The organism is Paraburkholderia phenazinium (assembly GCF_900141745.1).
In the GTDB taxonomy this organism is placed as follows: Bacteria; Pseudomonadota; Gammaproteobacteria; order Burkholderiales; family Burkholderiaceae; genus Paraburkholderia; species Paraburkholderia phenazinium_B.
In genome coordinates, this window is sequence record NZ_FSRM01000002.1 from 2125129 (window position 1) to 2141990 (window position 16862).

At 62.6% G+C, this 16862-nt stretch carries 12 protein-coding genes; 5 read left to right on the forward strand and 7 right to left on the reverse strand.

Translation table 11 applies throughout. The annotated features are described in order from the left end of the window. Positions 1 to 15: 15 nt before the first annotated feature. The 4 genes from BUS06_RS29405 to BUS06_RS29420 all read right to left on the reverse strand — a co-directional run bounded on the left by BUS06_RS29405 (position 16) and on the right by BUS06_RS29420 (position 4515). A complete protein-coding gene (locus tag BUS06_RS29405) occupies positions 16 to 1002 on the reverse strand; it encodes an ABC transporter substrate-binding protein (protein ID WP_143787747.1) in 987 nt (328 codons plus the stop codon). A 76-nt stretch (positions 1003 to 1078) separates the two neighbouring features. Further along, positions 1079 to 2278: an ABC transporter ATP-binding protein gene (locus tag BUS06_RS29410; RefSeq protein WP_074269353.1), complete on the reverse strand. Its 1200-nt coding sequence runs from the start codon at positions 2276 to 2278 to the stop codon at positions 1079 to 1081. Between the two features lie 35 nt (positions 2279 to 2313). Next, positions 2314 to 3465 carry an aromatic ring-hydroxylating oxygenase subunit alpha gene (locus BUS06_RS29415; protein WP_074267878.1) on the reverse strand — a complete coding sequence of 384 codons (1152 nt, stop codon included), beginning with the start codon at positions 3463 to 3465 and terminating at the stop codon, positions 2314 to 2316. Between the two features lie 123 nt (positions 3466 to 3588). Continuing rightward, entirely contained in the window at positions 3589 to 4515 is a 927-nt protein-coding gene (locus BUS06_RS29420; protein WP_074267879.1) for a LysR family transcriptional regulator, read from the reverse strand. Positions 4516 to 4723: 208 nt separating this feature from the next. Between BUS06_RS29420 and BUS06_RS29425 the strand changes: the two genes are divergently transcribed. From BUS06_RS29425 to BUS06_RS29435, 3 genes are read left to right on the forward strand one after another with little or no spacing between them, the layout of a single operon-like run. Beyond that, positions 4724 to 6025 carry a flavin-containing monooxygenase gene (locus BUS06_RS29425; protein ID WP_074267880.1) on the forward strand — a complete coding sequence of 434 codons (1302 nt, stop codon included), beginning with the start codon at positions 4724 to 4726 and terminating at the stop codon, positions 6023 to 6025. Beyond that, positions 6025 to 6462, forward strand: coding sequence for a RidA family protein (locus BUS06_RS29430; RefSeq protein ID WP_074267881.1), 438 nt, complete (start codon positions 6025 to 6027; stop codon positions 6460 to 6462). Before BUS06_RS29425 ends, BUS06_RS29430 begins: the two co-directional genes overlap by 1 nt. Before the next feature lie 12 nt (positions 6463 to 6474). Then, positions 6475 to 7155, forward strand: coding sequence for a DUF1028 domain-containing protein (locus BUS06_RS29435; RefSeq protein WP_074267882.1), 681 nt, complete (start codon positions 6475 to 6477; stop codon positions 7153 to 7155). Between the two features lie 28 nt (positions 7156 to 7183). Here the strand turns inward: BUS06_RS29435 and BUS06_RS29440 are convergent, their stop codons facing one another. Further along, on the reverse strand, positions 7184 to 7891 hold the full coding sequence (locus tag BUS06_RS29440; RefSeq protein ID WP_074267883.1) for an SDR family NAD(P)-dependent oxidoreductase: 708 nt from the start codon (positions 7889 to 7891) through the stop codon (positions 7184 to 7186). Between the two features lie 172 nt (positions 7892 to 8063). On the opposite strand from BUS06_RS29440, the gene BUS06_RS29445 reads away from it, so the two are divergent. After that, positions 8064 to 8993, forward strand: a complete 930-nt coding sequence (locus BUS06_RS29445; RefSeq protein WP_074267884.1) for a LysR family transcriptional regulator — start codon at positions 8064 to 8066, stop codon at positions 8991 to 8993. A gap of 83 nt (positions 8994 to 9076) precedes the next feature. Here BUS06_RS29445 and BUS06_RS29450 read toward each other — a convergent pair whose 3' ends face one another. Next, positions 9077 to 9901 carry an isocitrate lyase/PEP mutase family protein gene (locus BUS06_RS29450; protein ID WP_074267885.1) on the reverse strand — a complete coding sequence of 275 codons (825 nt, stop codon included), beginning with the start codon at positions 9899 to 9901 and terminating at the stop codon, positions 9077 to 9079. 415 nt (positions 9902 to 10316) lie between these two features. Here BUS06_RS29450 and BUS06_RS29455 point away from each other — a divergent pair, with 415 nt between their 5' ends. Then, positions 10317 to 15767, forward strand: coding sequence for an AAA family ATPase (locus tag BUS06_RS29455; protein ID WP_074267886.1), 5451 nt, complete (start codon positions 10317 to 10319; stop codon positions 15765 to 15767). Here BUS06_RS29455 and BUS06_RS29460 read toward each other — a convergent pair. After that, positions 15764 to 16609 carry a TraB/GumN family protein gene (locus BUS06_RS29460; RefSeq protein ID WP_074267887.1) on the reverse strand — a complete coding sequence of 282 codons (846 nt, stop codon included), beginning with the start codon at positions 16607 to 16609 and terminating at the stop codon, positions 15764 to 15766. The genes BUS06_RS29455 and BUS06_RS29460 overlap by 4 nt on opposite strands. Positions 16610 to 16862: the final 253 nt, after the last annotated feature.

Sequence of the window (16862 nt, forward strand, 5' to 3'; positions counted from 1 at the left end):
TCTCGCCCGTTCTCGTTACTGCGTGAGCCACACCTGGAAGCGCTTGCTGATCGCATCCGCGTTGTCGGCCCAGAACGTCGCATCGATCTGCAGCGGACGCTTGAAGTTGGCCGGCGCAGTCGGCAGATCGGCGAGGCGTGCCTTGTCGATCAGCGGAATCGCTTCCTTGCGCGGCGGCGCATACGCGATGTACTTCGAGAGGTCCGCATAGGCCTGCGGAGTCGATGCCGAGACGATGAACTTCTCCGCGTCGGCCGCGTGCTTGGCGCCCATCGGAATGCCCCACCATTCGTAGTCGTAGACCTGCGCATCCCAGACGACCTTGAAGGGCTTGCCATCCTTGTGCGTGGCATCGTCGATGCGGCCGTTATAAGCCTGCGTCATCACGACCGCGCCGTCCGCGAGCAGCTGCGGTGCCTGCGCACCCGCGTCCCACCAGACGATGCTCGACTTGATCGTGTCGAGCTTCTTGAATGCGCGGTCGACGCCTGCGGGCGTGCCGAGCACCTTATAGACGTCCTTCGGCGCAACGCCATCGGCGATCAGCGCCCATTCCATCGCCACCTTCGGCGATTTGCGCATGCCGCGCTTACCCGGATATTTCTTCAGATCGAAGAAATCGTTGATGGAGGTGGGCGGCGTCTTCAGCTTTGTCGTGTCGTACGCATACACGGTCGACCACACCATCGCCGAGACGGCGCAATCGCTGATCGAGCCAGGCAGAAAGTCAGCGGTATTGCCGAGCTGCTTGCGGTCGAACTTCTGCAGCAGACCTTCGTCGCATGCCGTGATGGCGTCGTTGGTTTCGAGGTCGATCAGATCCCACGTGGGGTTCTTCGCCTGTTCCATCGCGGACAGTTTCGCGAGGCCGCCGTCGTACGATTCCGTCGAAAAGCCGATCCCGGTCTTTGCGGTGAACGGCTCGAACCAGGCCTGTTTTGCTGCCGATTCGTAAGCGCCGCCGAACGTGACGACGGACAACGTGTCGGCGGCGTGCGCCATCGAAGACAGGACAGAGAGGACCGTGACGGCGGTAAAAATAGCGCCGTGCCGGATGGGAGAGCGAGTAGCGTGCATTTTAGTTAACTCCTGCGATGAGTGGCGATGCGGACGATGAGGGCGAAACCTGGGTGGGGCCGTCGGCGGTAACCGCGACGCGCGGCGAAACGGCGGCCAGTACCTTGCAGTCGTCGCGTCGCCACGTCACGGCCACGGTATGGCCAAGTGCAGGCAGATCGCGATGCTGTGTGTTGGGCACTTTCACGACGACGCTCTCGCCGTGTGCCAGTTTCAGATGCACGCGGTGATGGTCGCCGCAATAGACGAGTTCCTGCACGAGCGCATGCACGACATTCGAATCGCCTTCGCCGCGCGCGGCATCGGCCGTCGCAGCCGCCGCTGCCGCGATGTGCGCGCGCTCGGGCCGCAAGGCCAGCATTGCTTCGCCGCCGGTGCGCAGTTCGGCTCCGGCGCGGCCGCTGATGGTGGTGCCGTCGGCGAGCTGCAGCGTGGCCCACTCGCCCTCGCTCGCGACGACGCGGCCAGTCAAGCCGTTGTTCTCGCCGACGAAGTTCGCCACAAACGCATTCGCCGCATTTTCATAGAGTTCGGTCGGTGTCGCGGCCTGCTGGATACGGCCGTCGGAAAACACGGCGACGCGGTCCGACATCGTCAGCGCTTCGTTCTGGTCGTGCGTCACGTAGACGACGGTCAGCGACAACTCGCGATGCAGGCGCATGATTTCGTATTGCATGCTTTCGCGCAGGCGTTTGTCGAGCGCACCAAGCGGCTCGTCCATCAGCACCACGCTCGGCTCGAATACCAATGCGCGTGCCAGCGCGACGCGCTGCTGCTGGCCGCCGGAAAGCTGCGCCGGCCGGCGTGCCGCGAGGTGGGGCAGCTCGACCATCTCAAGCGCGCGCGCCACGCGCGCCTTCTGTTCGTTACGACCAATCTTGCGGACCGACAGCGGAAACGCGACGTTCTGCGCGATCGTCATGTGCGGGAACAGTGCGTAGTTCTGGAACACCATGCCGATATCGCGCTGGTGCGCCGGCTTGTCGTCGAGCCGCTTGCCGTTCAGGCGAATCTCGCCGTGCGTCGGCGACTCGAATCCTGCCAGCATCATGAGTGTCGTGGTCTTGCCTGAACCGGACGGGCCGAGCAGTGAGACGAATTCGCCGCGCGCGACATCGAGATCGAGACCTTCGACGACGCTATGCACGCCGTCGTACGATTTGCTGACCCCTGCGAATGAAATGAACGATTGGCTGGACATGGTCGTGTGATCATCCGGTGCGCGGCTCACGCGCGTCATGACGAAGCGGTTCGCTGCGCGAGATAGCGCGCGAAGTCGTAGTTCGGCCGCTCGAGGTGGCTCAGGTTGCCTGGCCTCGCGAGCGGGGCATGCACGCCGCGAAACACGGCTTCGACACCGCGCCGGTCTTCCGCATTGACCTCGTCGAGCAGGGTCTTCAGCGTGGCCATGTAGTCGGCCGCTTTGGGATCGTCGATAAACTCGGGCGAGAGTCCGCCGCCAAACTGGATGTGCACCTTGCCCACACCGCGCGGCTGCAGCACGAGGTACCAGAAGTACCCCGGCGTGAGCGTGACGAGATGCGTCGGGTAGATCGCGAGGAGCGCGGTCGTGCGGCGCCAGTGTCCCTGCAGACGCGTATTGCCGGGGTGCGCATTGCCGATCGGCAGCGACGCTTCCTTCGTAATCCAATGATAGTTGAAGGCCGCGCGTCCGGGCGGGCACTCCATCTCTTCGAGCCGTGAATGCGGGCCCACCGTGGCACGATGCAGCATGGGCAGGTGGTAGCTCTCCATGAAGTTTTCCGCGAGGATCTTCCAGTTAGTGTCCCACACGTGTTCTTCGTAGAACGTCTCGACGTAGTCGGACATGCCGTACGGCTCGATCAGTTGCGTGAGTTCTTCGAGCTGGGTTGCGACGGACGGCAGGTCAGGATCAAGCGTGACGTAGATCCAGCCTTGCCAGGTTTCGCAGCGGATCGACGGCAGCCGGTAGCTTTCCTTGCAGAAGCTTGCCTGCCGCTCCATCATCGGTGCGCCGGCAAGGGCGCCATCGAGCGTGTAGTTCCATGCGTGATACGGGCACACGATACGTCTGACGTTGCCGCGTCCTTCGAGCAGCACCGACATGCGATGCAGGCACACGTTCGACAGGCCGCGCAGCTCGCCCTGTTCGTTACGCAGTACCACGATGGGCTGGCCGTCGATCTGCGCGCTCAGGTAATCACCAGGATTGCTGAGCGTGCTGGCGCGCCCTACGCAAAGCCATTGCTTGTGAAAGATCTCGCGTTGTTCGAGCGCGAGAAATGCGTCAGACGTATAGACTCGTGGCGGCATGGCGCGCGCATCGTCGAACGGGCGCTCGCAGTTCGCCAGCAATTCGCGGGCGATCTCGGGTCCGGCATCCGGCGACGTTGCAAGGGCAGCCATATGGCCTCCGGTTCGGCATTGCGTTGCGATGGACACCAATCTACCAAGTCAAATTGCCAGCCAAAATATTGTTTTCGGATGTAAAAGCCAGTTTTTTCCTATGCAGGCATCGGGCCGGCCGGCTCAGTCACTGCGATGCAGTTCGCGGATGTGCGTCTCGCAGAAGTCCGCGAATCGCTTCACTAACTGGCGTGGTTTCAGTTCGCGCGATTGTGCGATGCCAAGCGTGGTCGCCGTCACGTCGTCCTTGAACTGCTTGATGACGAAGTCCGCGCCGTCCACGGTTCTCAGCGACTTCAGCGGGAAGTTAAGGAGGCTGTAGCCGAGGCCGTTTGCGACCATCCCGCGCACCACTTCCGGCTGCGACGAACGGAACGCAGGCACAGGCCGCGTGCCGACCGCTTCGAACAGTCCTGCGAAGTATTCGCGGCTGTGCGGCAGGTCGAGCATCACATACGGCACGTTGAGCAGATCCGTAAGCGAGACGGCGCGTGCGCGGGCGAGCCGGTGCAGCTTGGGCAGAATCACGTAGGGCGGCAGCGAAACGAGGGGCGTGAAGGCGACCTCGTCGGTGAGGTCGAGGCTGTAGGTGAGCGCGAGATCGAGCGTGCCGTCGCGCAGGCCGTGCAGCAGGTCGTCCTGATGGGCTTCCTCGGTGCGGAAGGTGACGCCCGAGTGGCTAGCAATGAAGCGGCTGATGAGCGCCGGCATGACCGGCGGCGCGAGCGAGACCATGCAGCCGAGTGCGATTACGCCTGACATGCCGCCGTCCATCTCGCGTGCAGCGGACTGCAGCTCCTCCGCGTTCTTCAGAAGATTGCGCGCCTGTCCGAGCATGTCGCGCCCGGCCTGCGTCAGCGACAGGCCGCTCGCATGATGGCGGATGAACAGCTGCACGCCGAACGACGCTTCCAGGTCGGCAAGCGCCGTCGAGATCGACGGCTGCGAGATATGCAGTTTCTTCGCCGCCGCGGTGAATGACAGCGCTTCCGCGGTGACCACGAAATACCGCAACTGCCGCAGCGAATAGTGCAATTGACCCACTTCCATCGCCTGCTCCTCGACGTTTTATCTGTCGCGATTGTGCGTCGAAAGAAATCCGTTTGCATAGGGAAAAGCGATGTATTGCATTTTTGAAATATGTTTTTCGGATGCTTGAGGCGGGCGTAGATTGCATTCATCGAATCCGGCGCGGCGTGCCTGCAGCGCTGCCACGGACCATGTCCGCACTCAAGCTGCCTTTCGGAAGGGAACAGCCATGACAGCTGAAAAAACGTCAATCGATACGCTTGTGGTGGGCGCCGGTCAGGCCGGGGTGGCCATGAGCGAACATCTGAGCAGGCAAGGGGTGCCGCATCTCGTGCTGGAACGCAGCCGCATTGCCGAGCGCTGGCGCACGGGACGTTGGGACTCTCTGGTGGCCAACGGCCCGGCATGGCATGACCGGTTTCCGGGTCTGGAATTCGACGATCTCGATCCCGACGCCTTTCCGTCCAAAGACCGGGTGGCGGATTATTTCGAAGCGTATGCGAGGCAGTTCAATGCGCCTATCCGCACCGGCGTCGAGGTGACGAAAGTGGAGCGTAGCGCGGGCCGGCCTGGTTTCACGATTGAGACGTCGGAGGGCATTGTCGAGGCCAATCGTGTGGTGGTCGCGACCGGCGCGTTCCAGCGTCCCCTGATTCCGCCTGTTGCGCCGCACGACGAGCGGCTCACGCAGATTCATTCCGCCGACTACCGCAATCCAGGCCAGTTGCCCCTGGGCGCCGTTCTGGTAGTGGGAGCCGGGTCGTCAGGGGTGCAGATTGCCGATGAACTGCAGCGCTCGGGCAGGCAGGTATATCTCTCGGTGGGGCCGCATGATCGTCCGCCGCGCGCCTATCGCAACCGCGATTACTGCTGGTGGTTAGGCGTGCTGGGCGAGTGGGACAAGGAGGTCGCGACACCGGGCAGGGAGCACGTCACCATTGCGGTGAGCGGTGCCCGTGGCGGCCATACCGTCGACTTCCGGGCGCTTGCCCAGCAAGGCATCGTACTCGCCGGTCTGACGAAATCGTTCGAGCGCGGCGTCGTCGCCTTCCAGCCGGATCTTGCAGCCAACCTCACCCGCGGTGACGAAAACTATCTGGCGCTGCTCGACACGGCGGACGCGTATATCGCTCGAAATGGCCTGGACCTTCCGGAAGAACCGGAGGCGCGCAAAATGCTGGCCGATCCCGAATGCGTGACCCATCCGCTTCTCGAGCTCGATCTCGCGGAGGCTGGCGTGACTTCCATTGTCTGGGCGACTGGCTATACGGCCGACTACAGCTGGCTGCATGTCAGCGCCTTCGCCGCGAACGGAAAGCCGCAACATCAACGAGGCGTGTCGTCCGAGCCCGGCGTTTATTTTCTGGGCCTACCGTGGTTGTCGCGGCGTGGCTCCAGTTTCATCTGGGGTGTGTGGCACGACGCCATGCACATTGCCGACCATATCGCCACGCAGCGCGGGTATCTCTCGTATCGCGATGCGTCGCAACGTCAAACACAGGATTTTTTTCACTACGCTGAAGGCGCATGATGAACCAACCTACGCACACCCGCATCCGCATGTTCAACACGAAGGATACTTACCCCAACCAGGCGCTGGATAACGACCTCTGCCAGGCCGTGCGGGCTGGCAACACCGTTTATGTGCGCGGGCAGGTGGGCACGGATTTCGATGGCAATCTGATCGGGCTCGGCGATCCGCAGGCTCAGGCCGAGCAGGCGATGAAGAACGTCAAGCAGCTGCTCGAGGAAGCGGGCAGCGACCTGTCGCATATCGTCAAGACCACCACGTACCTGATCGACCCGCGTTATCGCGAGCCGGTGTATCAGGAAGTCGGTAAATGGTTGAAGGGGGTCTATCCGATTTCCACCGGCCTCGTGGTCAGCGCCCTGGGTCAGCCTCAATGGCTGATGGAGATCGACGTGATCGCGGTGATTCCCGATAACTGGAAGCCGAATCAGGATTAAAAGGAGCGGCACATGACATTCTCCATCGTTGGGCGTTGTGCGAAAACGGGCCAGCTTGGGATCGCCATCAGTTCGTCCAGCATTTCGGTGGGAGCCCGATGCCCGTGGGTGCGCGCGGGCGTGGGCGCGGTAGCGACCCAGAATGTTACGCTGCCAGCCCTCGGGCCGCGGATTCTGGATCTCCTCGAAGACGCAGGGCATCTCGACCCTTCCGCAGCGCTCGACCGTGCGCTCGCCGGCGACGGATGGAGCCAGTATCGACAGGTGACGGTGATCGACGGCCAGGGCCGTACGGCGTTTTTCACAGGCAAGGAAGCGCTGGGCCTGCACCACGCCGTGGCGGGTGAGCAATGCGTCGCCGCCGGCAACATGCTGGCGGACGTGCAGGTCATCGAGGCGATGGTTCAGGCGTTCGAGACAACGCCCGGCCTGTTGGCCGAGCGCTTGCTGTCGTCGATGCGTGCCGCGATAGCGGCGGGTGGTGAAGCGGGGCCCGTGCATTCGGCGGCGCTCAAGGTGATGGGCGACGTGATCTGGCCGATCGTCGATCTGCGGGTCGACTGGGCGGAGGTCGATCCGATCGGACAACTGGACGCGCTATGGCACGCCTATCGACCGCAAATGCAGGACTATCTGACGCGCGCGTTGAACCCGACCGCAGCGCCGAGCTACGGCGTGCCGGGCGACGAGTGAAATGTTTGCTTGAAGCTTTCGTCGCCGCTCACCAGGGAACGACTTTTCCCTGGTAGTCCAGATAATGCAAACCGGAGCGCCCTTCGTAAGCCTCGATCGTGTTCACCAGGTTCGGGATGCTTTCTTCGATAGTCAGACGCGCGTCGGGGCCGCCCATGTCCGTCTTTACCCATCCAGGCGCCATCAATAGCAAGGTTTTCGGGTCGTTCTGGTGACGCGCGGCAAAGCTGCGCATGAACATGTTGAGGGCAGCCTTGCTGCCACGGTAGACCTCGTAATTGCCGTTCGTGTTGTTGGTGAGGCTGCCTTGCCCGGACGACATGACACCGATCGTTCCAGCCGGCCGCACAAGATCCTGAAACGCCTCGATTACCCTCATCGGACTCAACGAGTTCGTCACCATGACGCGCACGAATTCCTCGGTCGAGACGTCGGCGATCGTTTCGCGATCGTCGTTTTTGACGCCAGCGTTCACGAAAAGTACATCCAGCCGTCGATTCTTGAGGCGATCGTGTAACGCGGCGACCTGATCGGGGATCGTGATATCGACGGCTTCAACTTCGAGCAGCGCACCCTGAGTGCTTTGCGCGAGTCGGTGCAGGTGTTGTATTGAGCCCTCCCTCCCGGTGGCAATCACTTGCCAGCCACGCTTGAGATATTCCTCGACCATTGCGAATCCGAGGCCGCGGGATGCACCGATGAGAAGGACGGTTTTCTGCGCAGAGGTGTCTTGCATTGGTAACTCCTATGAGCGAGACCCGATACAACATGCTTTGAGGTGCCACGTGTTTGGGTCATAAGTCGGTACAACGAATATATCGATCCACGAGACATGGCGGAAGGCGCAGCCGTTGCACTTATAACCTGCATCAAACGCCATGTCTGAACGGCGCGTGCTAGGATCAGGCATGCCAGAAGCCGACCTGAATTTGCTCATTGCGCTCGACGCATTGCTTGCCGATGGCAGCGTGGCCGGTGCTGCGCGTCGGCTGGGATTGAGCGCTTCGGCAATGAGCCGAACCCTGACCCGGCTTCGAGAGGCGACCGGTGACCCGCTGCTGGTTCGGGCCGGGCGCCAGATGGTTTTGACACCCCATGCAGAGGCACTGCGTCAACGCACACAGAATGCGGTTCACGAGGCACGTGCTGTACTGGGTCCCGCAACGACGGAGCTTGATTTCTCGACGTTGCAGCGCACCTTTACCATTCGTTCCAACGATGGTTTCGTCGAAGCCTTTGGTGCTTCGCTGATCGCCGCGGCGACAGCGGTTGCGCCGCGTGTGTGTTTGCGTTTTGCACCCAAGCTTGAGAAGACGGCAGCGTACTTGCGAGACGGTTCGGCAGATCTCGAGATCGGTGTGTTGAGCGAAATGGGACCGGAAGTCCGCGTGCAGGCATTGTTCCGCGACCGCTTTATAGGCGTTGTCAGGCAAGGCCATCCGCTCGCGATGGAGCCTGAGGTGACGACGCAACGGTACACCGCCTTCGGCCATGTCGTCGCCTCCCGTCACGGCCGCACCATCGGACCGGTTGATGAGGCGCTGGCCGCTTTAGGACTGGAACGAACGATTGTCGCCGTCGTTCCGAGTTTTCCCGCCGCGCTCGCGGTGGCGCGAGCCTCCGACCTGGTCGCGCTGGTGCCTGCTTCCGTTCTGGACAATCAGTCCGCACAGCAGGAATTGCCCGCATCCGCCGGCACTCACGCCTTTGAGCTTCCCGTGACAACCGGCGAGATTACCGTGTCGCAGATGTGGCATCCGCGCCTGGAGGTGGATCCTGTTCACCGCTGGCTCCGTCAACTGACGCTAACGGTGTGTCGGGAACGGCTGGGTCAGTGAAACGGGAGCCTCGCGCGGACGCGAGGCTCCATTCATTGCGTGGGTCGCTCAGTGCAAAAGGTGCTTGACGATCGATCAGGACGCTATGCCGGATCCTTAAACACACTGTTCAACCATCCACCTGAGGGCTCCTTCGACAAGCCGTCGAAGCGACCCTCCGCAAGCGACTGAACGCTGGCCACGAGGCCGCCCCACGCCGCACGGGCCAGTGCACCCCCCACACTCACACGCCGTACGCCGAGCTTCGCCAGTTCGTCGAGCGTGAACGCAGAGGGTCCGCCGATCAGCAGATTGACCGGCTTCGGCCTGACCGCGGCGACCACCGCTTCGATCTGCTCGCGCGTCTGGATGCCGGGTGCGTACAGACAATCGGCTCCGGCTTGCGCATACGCGCGCAAACGCGTAATCGCGTCTTCGAGATCGGGCACGCCGGCAACGAAATTCTCCGCACGTCCGACGAGCAGCGTATCGCCGCCTGTTTCGTCGATCGCGCGTCGTGCCGCAGCGAGCCGTTCCACGGCCACGTTGACCGGAAGTAACGGCGACTTCGCATCGCCCGTCGAGTCCTCGACAGACAGGCCGGCGACGCCTGCGTCCACCGCCATCCGGACGCTTTGCGCCACTTCGGCGGGATCGCTGCCAAAGCCGCTTTCGAAGTCGGCGTTCACCGGCAGATCCGTCGCTTGGACCATCTCGCGCAGGTGAGCGATGACCGCGTCGCGCGAGACTCCGTTGTCGGGCCGGCCGATCGACCACGCGAAGCCCGAACTGGTGGTCGCGAGTGCCTTGAAGCCCATGGATGCCAGGTAACGGGCGCTGCCTACGTCCCACGGATTCGGCAACACGAAACATCCGTCTTCGTGCAACGCGCGGAATGCCTGGCGTTTTTCGGAAATGGTGCGGGTCATGATCATTCTCCTTTGTGTGGGATGTGGCAGCGCAACCACGGATACCACCAGACGCTTTTTAATCTTGAGAAGCCTGCAACCTTACTCTTCTTATTAGACGTCCCGCCGTGCGTGATTCCAATCTTTTCATCAGACAATAGGCGGGTGGCTCGCGCCCGGCGTGGTGCAAGCGAAGCCATCGTCCAGGCACGTCAAGGGTCGACGCGAATATGTTGCGGCGGTCGTCAAGGTGTATCGTGGCGTGATGCGGTCATTTGTAAACGTTCCTGATCGTAAGGCGTAAGAATTGCCGGTCACAATACGCCGCTTTGTGTCATGCATTCACATGCACAGGACGCCGATGAAACAGATAAACAGGGCGTGCGCCCTCTAGAGACACGACGGGCAAAGCCCGCACACCAGCCAGCCAGTGCAGATGGACGCCACACACGGATTCGATGCGGGCAGCAGCCCCCAGCTTCTCTGGGAGGATGGCGAGCGCGTGTTCTGCCGGGAGCGGTCTCAGGACGGTAGCGAGAGCGTGCTGGTGGCGCGCACGGCCAGCGAGCATCCATCGCCGGCCAGCCTCGCGCGTATTGCTCATGAATTTGCGCTGCGGGGTCAACTCGGCAGCGCATGGGCAGTGCGACCCAGGGAACTGCTGCAGGCAGAAGGCCGCGCCGTGCTGGTGCTCGAGGATCCAGGCGGCGAGCCGCTCGAGCGGTTGACCGGCGCACCCATGGAAATGGAAAGTGTCCTGCGCCTCGCTACGGGAGTCGCGGTGGCGCTGGGTAAGCTCCACCAGTGCGGCCTCGTCCACAAGGATCTCAAGCCAGCCCATATCCTCGTGAACTGTGTGGACGGGCACGTGCGGCTCACCGGATTCGGCATTGCCTCGCGGCTGCCGCGTGAGCGGCAACGTCCCGAGCCGCCGGAGACCATTGCCGGCACGCTCGCCTACATGGCACCCGAGCAGACCGGACGGATGAACCGTTCGATCGACTCGCGCAGCGACCTCTACGCATTCGGCGTCGCGATCTACCAGATGCTCACGGGCACATTGCCGTTCACGGCTCTCGATCCGATGGAATGGGTGCACTGTCACGTCGCCCGCAAGCCGCTGCCGCCCAGCGCGCGGGTGGGGGCGGTTCCGCCTGGCGTCTCGGCGGTCGTGATGAAGCTGCTCGCGAAGACACCCGAAGAGCGTTATCAGACCGCGGCCGGCGTCGAGTGGGATTTGCGGTACTGTCTGGCCGAATGGACGCGCCAGCGTCGCGTCGATGTCTTCCGGCTGGGCGCGCACGACACGCCCGACCGGCTGCTGATCCCCGAGAAACTCTACGGGCGGGAGCGCGAGGTCGGCACGCTGGTGGCCGCCTTCTACCGCGTCATCAGCAGCGGCGCGCCGGAACTGGTGCTGGTTTCCGGCTACTCGGGCATCGGCAAATCCGCGGTCGTCAACGAGTTGCACAAGGTGCTGGTGCCCCCGCGCGGGCTCTTTGCCTCGGGCAAGTTCGACCAGTACAAGCGCGACATACCCTATTCGACCCTGGTGCAAGCCTTCAGGGGCCTCGTGCGACCGCTGCTCGGCAAACGCGAGGCGGAACTCGCAAGCTGGCGTGACGCATTGATCGAAGCCCTTGGGCCGAACGCCCGGCTCATGACCGAGCTGATCCCCGAACTGACGCTGATCATCGGCGATCCGCCGCCGGTTCCTGAGCTCGATCCACATCAGGCGCAACGCCGCTTTCAGCTCGTTTTCCGGCGCTTCATCGGCGTGTTCGCCACGCAGGAACATCCGCTGGCGCTGTTTCTCGACGATCTGCAATGGCTCGACGCCGCGACGCTCGATCTGCTGGAAGACCTGCTTACCGGTCCGGATCTGCGCCATCTGATGTTGATCGGCGCGTATCGCAACAATGAGGTGGACGCCTCGCATCCGCTGATGCGCAAGCTGCAGGCCGTGCGCAACGCGGGCGCAACGTTCGATGAAGTGGCGTTGGTGCCGCTTGCGCGCGGGCACGTCGAACAGTTGATCGCAGAGGCGCTTCGCGACGTGCCGGAACACGCGGCACCGCTCGCGCAGCTCGTCCACGAAAGGACCGCCGGCAATCCGTTCTTTGTCATCCAGTTTCTGCACGCACTCGTCGACGAGGGCCTGCTCGGTTTCGATCACGACGCAGCCTGCTGGCACTGGGATCTGCCGAACATTCATGGCAAGGGCTATACCGACAATGTCGCCGACCTGATGGTCGCGAAGCTGGCCCGCTTGCCCGTCGAAACGCAGCAGGCGCTGCAACAGTTTGCCTGTCTCGGCAACACCGCCACGACGGCGATGCTCGCGAACGTTCTTGAGCGTTCGAGGGACGAGATCCGGGCACTGCTGCTGCCGGCGGTCGAACAGGAGCTCATCGAGCAACTTGAGGAATCCTGCCGGTTTGTCCACGACCGGGTGCAGGAGGCGGCCTACTCGATGATCCCCGAGGCGTTGCGTGCGCAGGCCCATTTGCGCGTCGGACGTTTGCTTGCTGCGCAGACGCTACCGGAGAAACGGCAAGAGGCGGTCTTCGAAATCGTCAACCAGCTCAACCGTGGTGCAGCCCTCGTCACGCTGCAGGAAGAGCGCGAGCAACTGGCCGGGCTCAACCTGATTGCCGGCCAGCGTGCGAAGGCGTCGTCAGCCTATGAGTCGGCGCTCACCTACCTGAGCGCCGGCGCCGAATTCCTGAGGGACGATTGCTGGGTGCGCCGGCACGACCTGATCTTCGCGCTGGAGCTGGAGCGGGCCGAATGCGAGTTTTTGACGGGCCGCCTGTCGGCCGCGGAAGAGCGTTTGAGTGTGCTTATTCAGCGTGCCGCGACTGTGCCCGAGCGTGCCAACGTGACATGTTTGCGCGTCGATCTGTACATGACGCTCGATCAGGCGAGCCGCGCCGTTGCGGTTGCTCTGGACTACCTGGAACATCTGGGCATCGACTGGTCGCCGCATACCGCGGAAGAGAAAGCGCGTGAGGAATACGAACGAATCTGGTCCCAGCTTGGAGACCGCAAGATCGAGGAGCTCATCGATCTGCGGCTGATGACCGACCCGGAATCGCTCGCGACCATGGACGTCCTCGTCAAGGTCATGCCCGCCGCACTGTTTACCGATACGAATCTATGGTCGCTGGTCGTCTCCAGGGCCGTCAATCTGAGCCTTGAGCGCGGCAATTGCGACGGATCCAGCTCCGCCTATGTCCGGCTCGGCATGATGGCCGGAGCGCGTTTTGGCCACTACGAGGTCGGATTTCAATTCGGTCAGCTGGGTTACGACCTTGTCGAACGGCGCCGCCTGATGCGTTTCCGTGCAAGAACCTACATGCATTTCGGCAACGTCATCCTGCCGATGGCCAAACATTTGCGGGCTGGCCGCGAACTGATGAACCGCGCGTTCGAGGCTGCAAGGAATACGGGTGACCTCGTTTGCGAAGGGTATTGCTACACCCATATGATCACCAATCTGCTCATCGCGGGAGATCCACTCGCCGACGTGCAGCGCGAAGCTGAAGCGAGCCTGATGTTCGCGCAAAAAGCGCATTTCGGTTTCGCCACCGACGTTAGCGCGACGCAGCTTGGACTGGTACGAACGCTGCGAGGCCTGACGCTGGCCTTTGGCTCTTTCAACGATGGGCAGTTCGACGAGATGCGGATCGAGCGTCACTTCCTCGAAAATCCGGACCTCGTGATTGCGCACAGCTGGTACTGGATCCGCAAGTTGCAGGCGCGCTTTTTTGCCGGCGACTACGCGGCGGCGGCAGATGCTTCGATGCGGGCGCAACGTCTTTTGTGGACCGCGGCATCGTACCTGGAAGAGGCGGAATATCATTTCTACAGCGCGCTCTCGCTGGCTGCCTGCTGCGGTCCTGTTGCCAGCCCCGGCCCTGAAGCGCGGGAGTCTCTCGAAGCGATAGCTATTCACGAAAGGCAATTGCAATTGCGGGCGCAGAGTTGCCCCGAAAACTTCGAGGATCGCGCGGCGCTGGTCGGCGCCGAGATCGCTCGCCTGGAAGGGCGCGACGCCGAGGCGATGCGCCTCTACGAAACGGCGATCCGCTCGGCACGCGCAAACGGCTTCGTGCAAAACGAAGCGCTTGCCGGCGAACTCGCGTCGCGCTTCTATGCGGCGCGCGGATTCGACAAGATAGCCCGCATGTATCTGCAGGACGCCCGGCAAGGGTATCGGCGCTGGGGCGCAGATGGCAAGGTGCGGCAGCTCGACGAAATGCACCCATACCTCAGAGAAGGTGACCAGGCGCTCAGACCCACCAGCACGATCGGGGCGCCGGTCGAACACCTCGATCTCGCGACGGTGATCAAGGTGTCGCAAGCGGTCTCGGGAGAGATCGTTCTCGACAAGCTGATCGATACGGTGATGCGTACGGCGATCGAACAGGCCGGCGCCGGACGCGGCTTGCTGATTCTTCCGGACGGCAATGAGCAACGGATCGCCGCAGAGGTCACGACCGACGGCGATATGCCGCTTGTCGAGCTGCGCGATGTGCCGGTGAGCGCGGCGATGCTGCCCGAGTCGGTTCTGTACCACGTCCTGCGTACGCGCGAGAGCGTGATTCTCGACAATGCCGCGAGCGATCCCACATTTGCCACGGACCCGTACATTGTTCAGCACCGCACCCGTTCGATGCTCTGCATGCCCTTGATGAACCGGGCCAAACTCATCGGCGCGCTGTACCTCGAAAACGATCTGCTTACCCGCGTATTCGCGCCTGCACGGATTGCCGCGCTGAGGCTGCTTGCCTCGCAGGCCGCGACGTCGCTCGAAAATACCCGCCTGTACCGTGACCTTGCGGAGCGCGAATCGAGGATTCGGCGGCTCGTCGATGCCAACATCATCGGCATCATCGTCTGGAGAGAGGATGGTGACATCCTCGAGGCGAACGACGCGTTTCTGCGCATGGTGGGATACGAGCGCGACGACCTCGTCTCGGGGCGCGTGCGCTGGACGGACCTGACGCCGCCGGAATGGCGCGAAAGCGCCGCACTGGCTTTGGAAGAGCTAAGGACAGTGGGGCGCTCACAGCCAACGGAGAAGGAGTACCTCAGGAAGGACGGCAGCCGTGTGCCCGTCATGATCGGCAGGGTCGCTTTCGAAGCTAGTGGGAAGGAAGGTGTCGCCTTCGTGGTCGATCTGACCGAGCGCAAGGAAGCAGAGCACCGCTTGCGGGAGTCTTACGAGATGTTGCGCGAACTCACCTCGCGCCGTGAAACGGCACGTGAAGAAGAGCGCAAACATATCGCACGGGAAATGCACGACGAGCTCGGGCAATATCTCACCGCGCTGCGCATGCGCGCGTCGACGTTGCGCATGCAGTTCGGCAATGACCACCCGGAGCTGTTCGACGAAACCCGGGCACTGATTGCGCTGGTGGACAACACCATGGAGGTGGTGCGGGGCGTCATCACGTCGCTGCGTCCGCCGGCTCTCGATGCCGGTATCGTGGCGGCGCTCGAGTGGCTGGCTGCCGAGTTCGACCGCAATGGCCGCACGGTATGTCAGCTTCGCGTGCAGGACGAGAACATCGTCATGAGCGAAGACCACGCCGTGGTGCTGTTTCGCCTTGTCCAGGAGGCGTTGACGAATGTCGCCCGGCATTCAGCGGCCACCGAAGTGATCATCACGCTCGAACGAACGCCTGGCGCCTACGTGCTCGAAGTTCGCGACGACGGCCAAGGGTTCGATGCGCAGGCGATCAGAAAAACTTCGTTCGGTCTGGCCGGGATGGAAGAGCGTGTCCTGATGCTGGGCGGGGAGATCGAAGTGCTCAGTGCGCCGGGCGCCGGCACTGCGATCAAGGTTCGTCTTCCTGATCGTCAGGCGGCGCCGGACTAGTCGGGCTGGACCCGGCCGTGCGCTTCACGGCGTGCGTGATGCCGGTATCGCGTCAAAGGAGTGGCCGGCAGGCACCAGCTTTGGCTGCGCAAACGCAGCCCGTGCATCGACAGCAGACGCGGAAGTCCCGCCGGGCCGACCGTATGCATGGCGCCCACGACGATCAGTCGCGACCTGCGATCCGCCGCCATCCGGACAATCGAGGGCACCCAGTTCCTGTTGCGTTGATTGATCAGGATATCGAACATGGCCGGCCAGCGCCGGCGGCGTTCCGTGAGCGCAGCATCGAAACGGATGGTATTTCCGTGAGTCCAGGCGCGCACCATCGTGGACAGCTCTGCAACACCGAGATCGCCGTTCACGAAATATTCCAGCATGGAGGTCTGCTCGGCAATCGGCGCCGACGTCAGGGCGATGGTTTGGGCCTCGACCGTTTCGAGCGCCCCACGGTGTTTTGCATCGTGGACGGCGCGATCCCAGAGAAGCCGGTCGACGCCGCGCTCCATCACATAGCCGCTCCTGGCCGCCTCGTTCAGGTGAAGGATCAGCGCCGCGGCGCCGGGTTTGAAGCGCGGCAGATTCTGCCCGGGAAGTCCGAGCCGCAACCAGTGCGAATGCGCTTTCGCATACGTAAGCGGTGTCACGCAATCCTTGAGCGTGGTGCCGGGCGGCAGCAATAGGGGCGCCGAGTCGGGCGGTTCCGACAGGTCTGCTTCCAGCACGAGGTGACTGGCGGTGCTAAACACCTCCAGAACATGGCGCGGCAAGCGAAACGGCTCGAGGTTGGTGACGTGAACCGAACCCAGAATATGAGTCTCGGAGCCTTCAATCTTCCATAGCATTGCGATATCCCTTACGGCGGGCGGCCGGGCTTCCATGAAACCCGGCGATTCTCATTCTGATGCTCAGATTCTAATGCGAAACAAGTCGCCTGGCCGCCGCTCGTAACTGGCCGCTGCGGGACACTCGACGGCGCCTGGCGAATACCCGGCGCAGCGTATTTTCTCAGGTTTCCGGTTCGCGAGACCTACAAAAAATTCAGCCAATCCCTACTGAGGAACTGCTTCAGAAGTCGCGCCCGTCTGCCGTAACTTA

Excerpts from the sequence above, each read along its gene's own strand:
- BUS06_RS29405 (WP_143787747.1), bottom strand. The coding sequence starts at position 1,002 with ATGGCGCACGCCGCCGACACGTTGTCCGTCGTCACGTTCGGCGGCGCT.
- BUS06_RS29410 (WP_074269353.1), bottom strand. The coding sequence starts at position 2,278 with ATGTCCAGCCAATCGTTCATTTCATTCGCAGGGGTCAGCAAATCGTAC.
- BUS06_RS29415 (WP_074267878.1), bottom strand. The coding sequence starts at position 3,465 with ATGGCTGCCCTTGCAACGTCGCCGGATGCCGGACCCGAGATCGCCCGC.
- BUS06_RS29420 (WP_074267879.1), bottom strand. The coding sequence starts at position 4,515 with ATGGAAGTGGGTCAATTGCACTATTCGCTGCGGCAGTTGCGGTATTTC.
- BUS06_RS29425 (WP_074267880.1), top strand. The coding sequence starts at position 4,724 with ATGACAGCTGAAAAAACGTCAATCGATACGCTTGTGGTGGGCGCCGGT.
- BUS06_RS29430 (WP_074267881.1), top strand. The coding sequence starts at position 6,025 with ATGAACCAACCTACGCACACCCGCATCCGCATGTTCAACACGAAGGAT.
- BUS06_RS29435 (WP_074267882.1), top strand. The coding sequence starts at position 6,475 with ATGACATTCTCCATCGTTGGGCGTTGTGCGAAAACGGGCCAGCTTGGG.
- BUS06_RS29440 (WP_074267883.1), bottom strand. The coding sequence starts at position 7,891 with ATGCAAGACACCTCTGCGCAGAAAACCGTCCTTCTCATCGGTGCATCC.
- BUS06_RS29445 (WP_074267884.1), top strand. The coding sequence starts at position 8,064 with ATGCCAGAAGCCGACCTGAATTTGCTCATTGCGCTCGACGCATTGCTT.
- BUS06_RS29450 (WP_074267885.1), bottom strand. The coding sequence starts at position 9,901 with ATGACCCGCACCATTTCCGAAAAACGCCAGGCATTCCGCGCGTTGCAC.
- BUS06_RS29455 (WP_074267886.1), top strand. The coding sequence starts at position 10,317 with ATGGACGCCACACACGGATTCGATGCGGGCAGCAGCCCCCAGCTTCTC.
- BUS06_RS29460 (WP_074267887.1), bottom strand. The coding sequence starts at position 16,609 with ATGCTATGGAAGATTGAAGGCTCCGAGACTCATATTCTGGGTTCGGTT.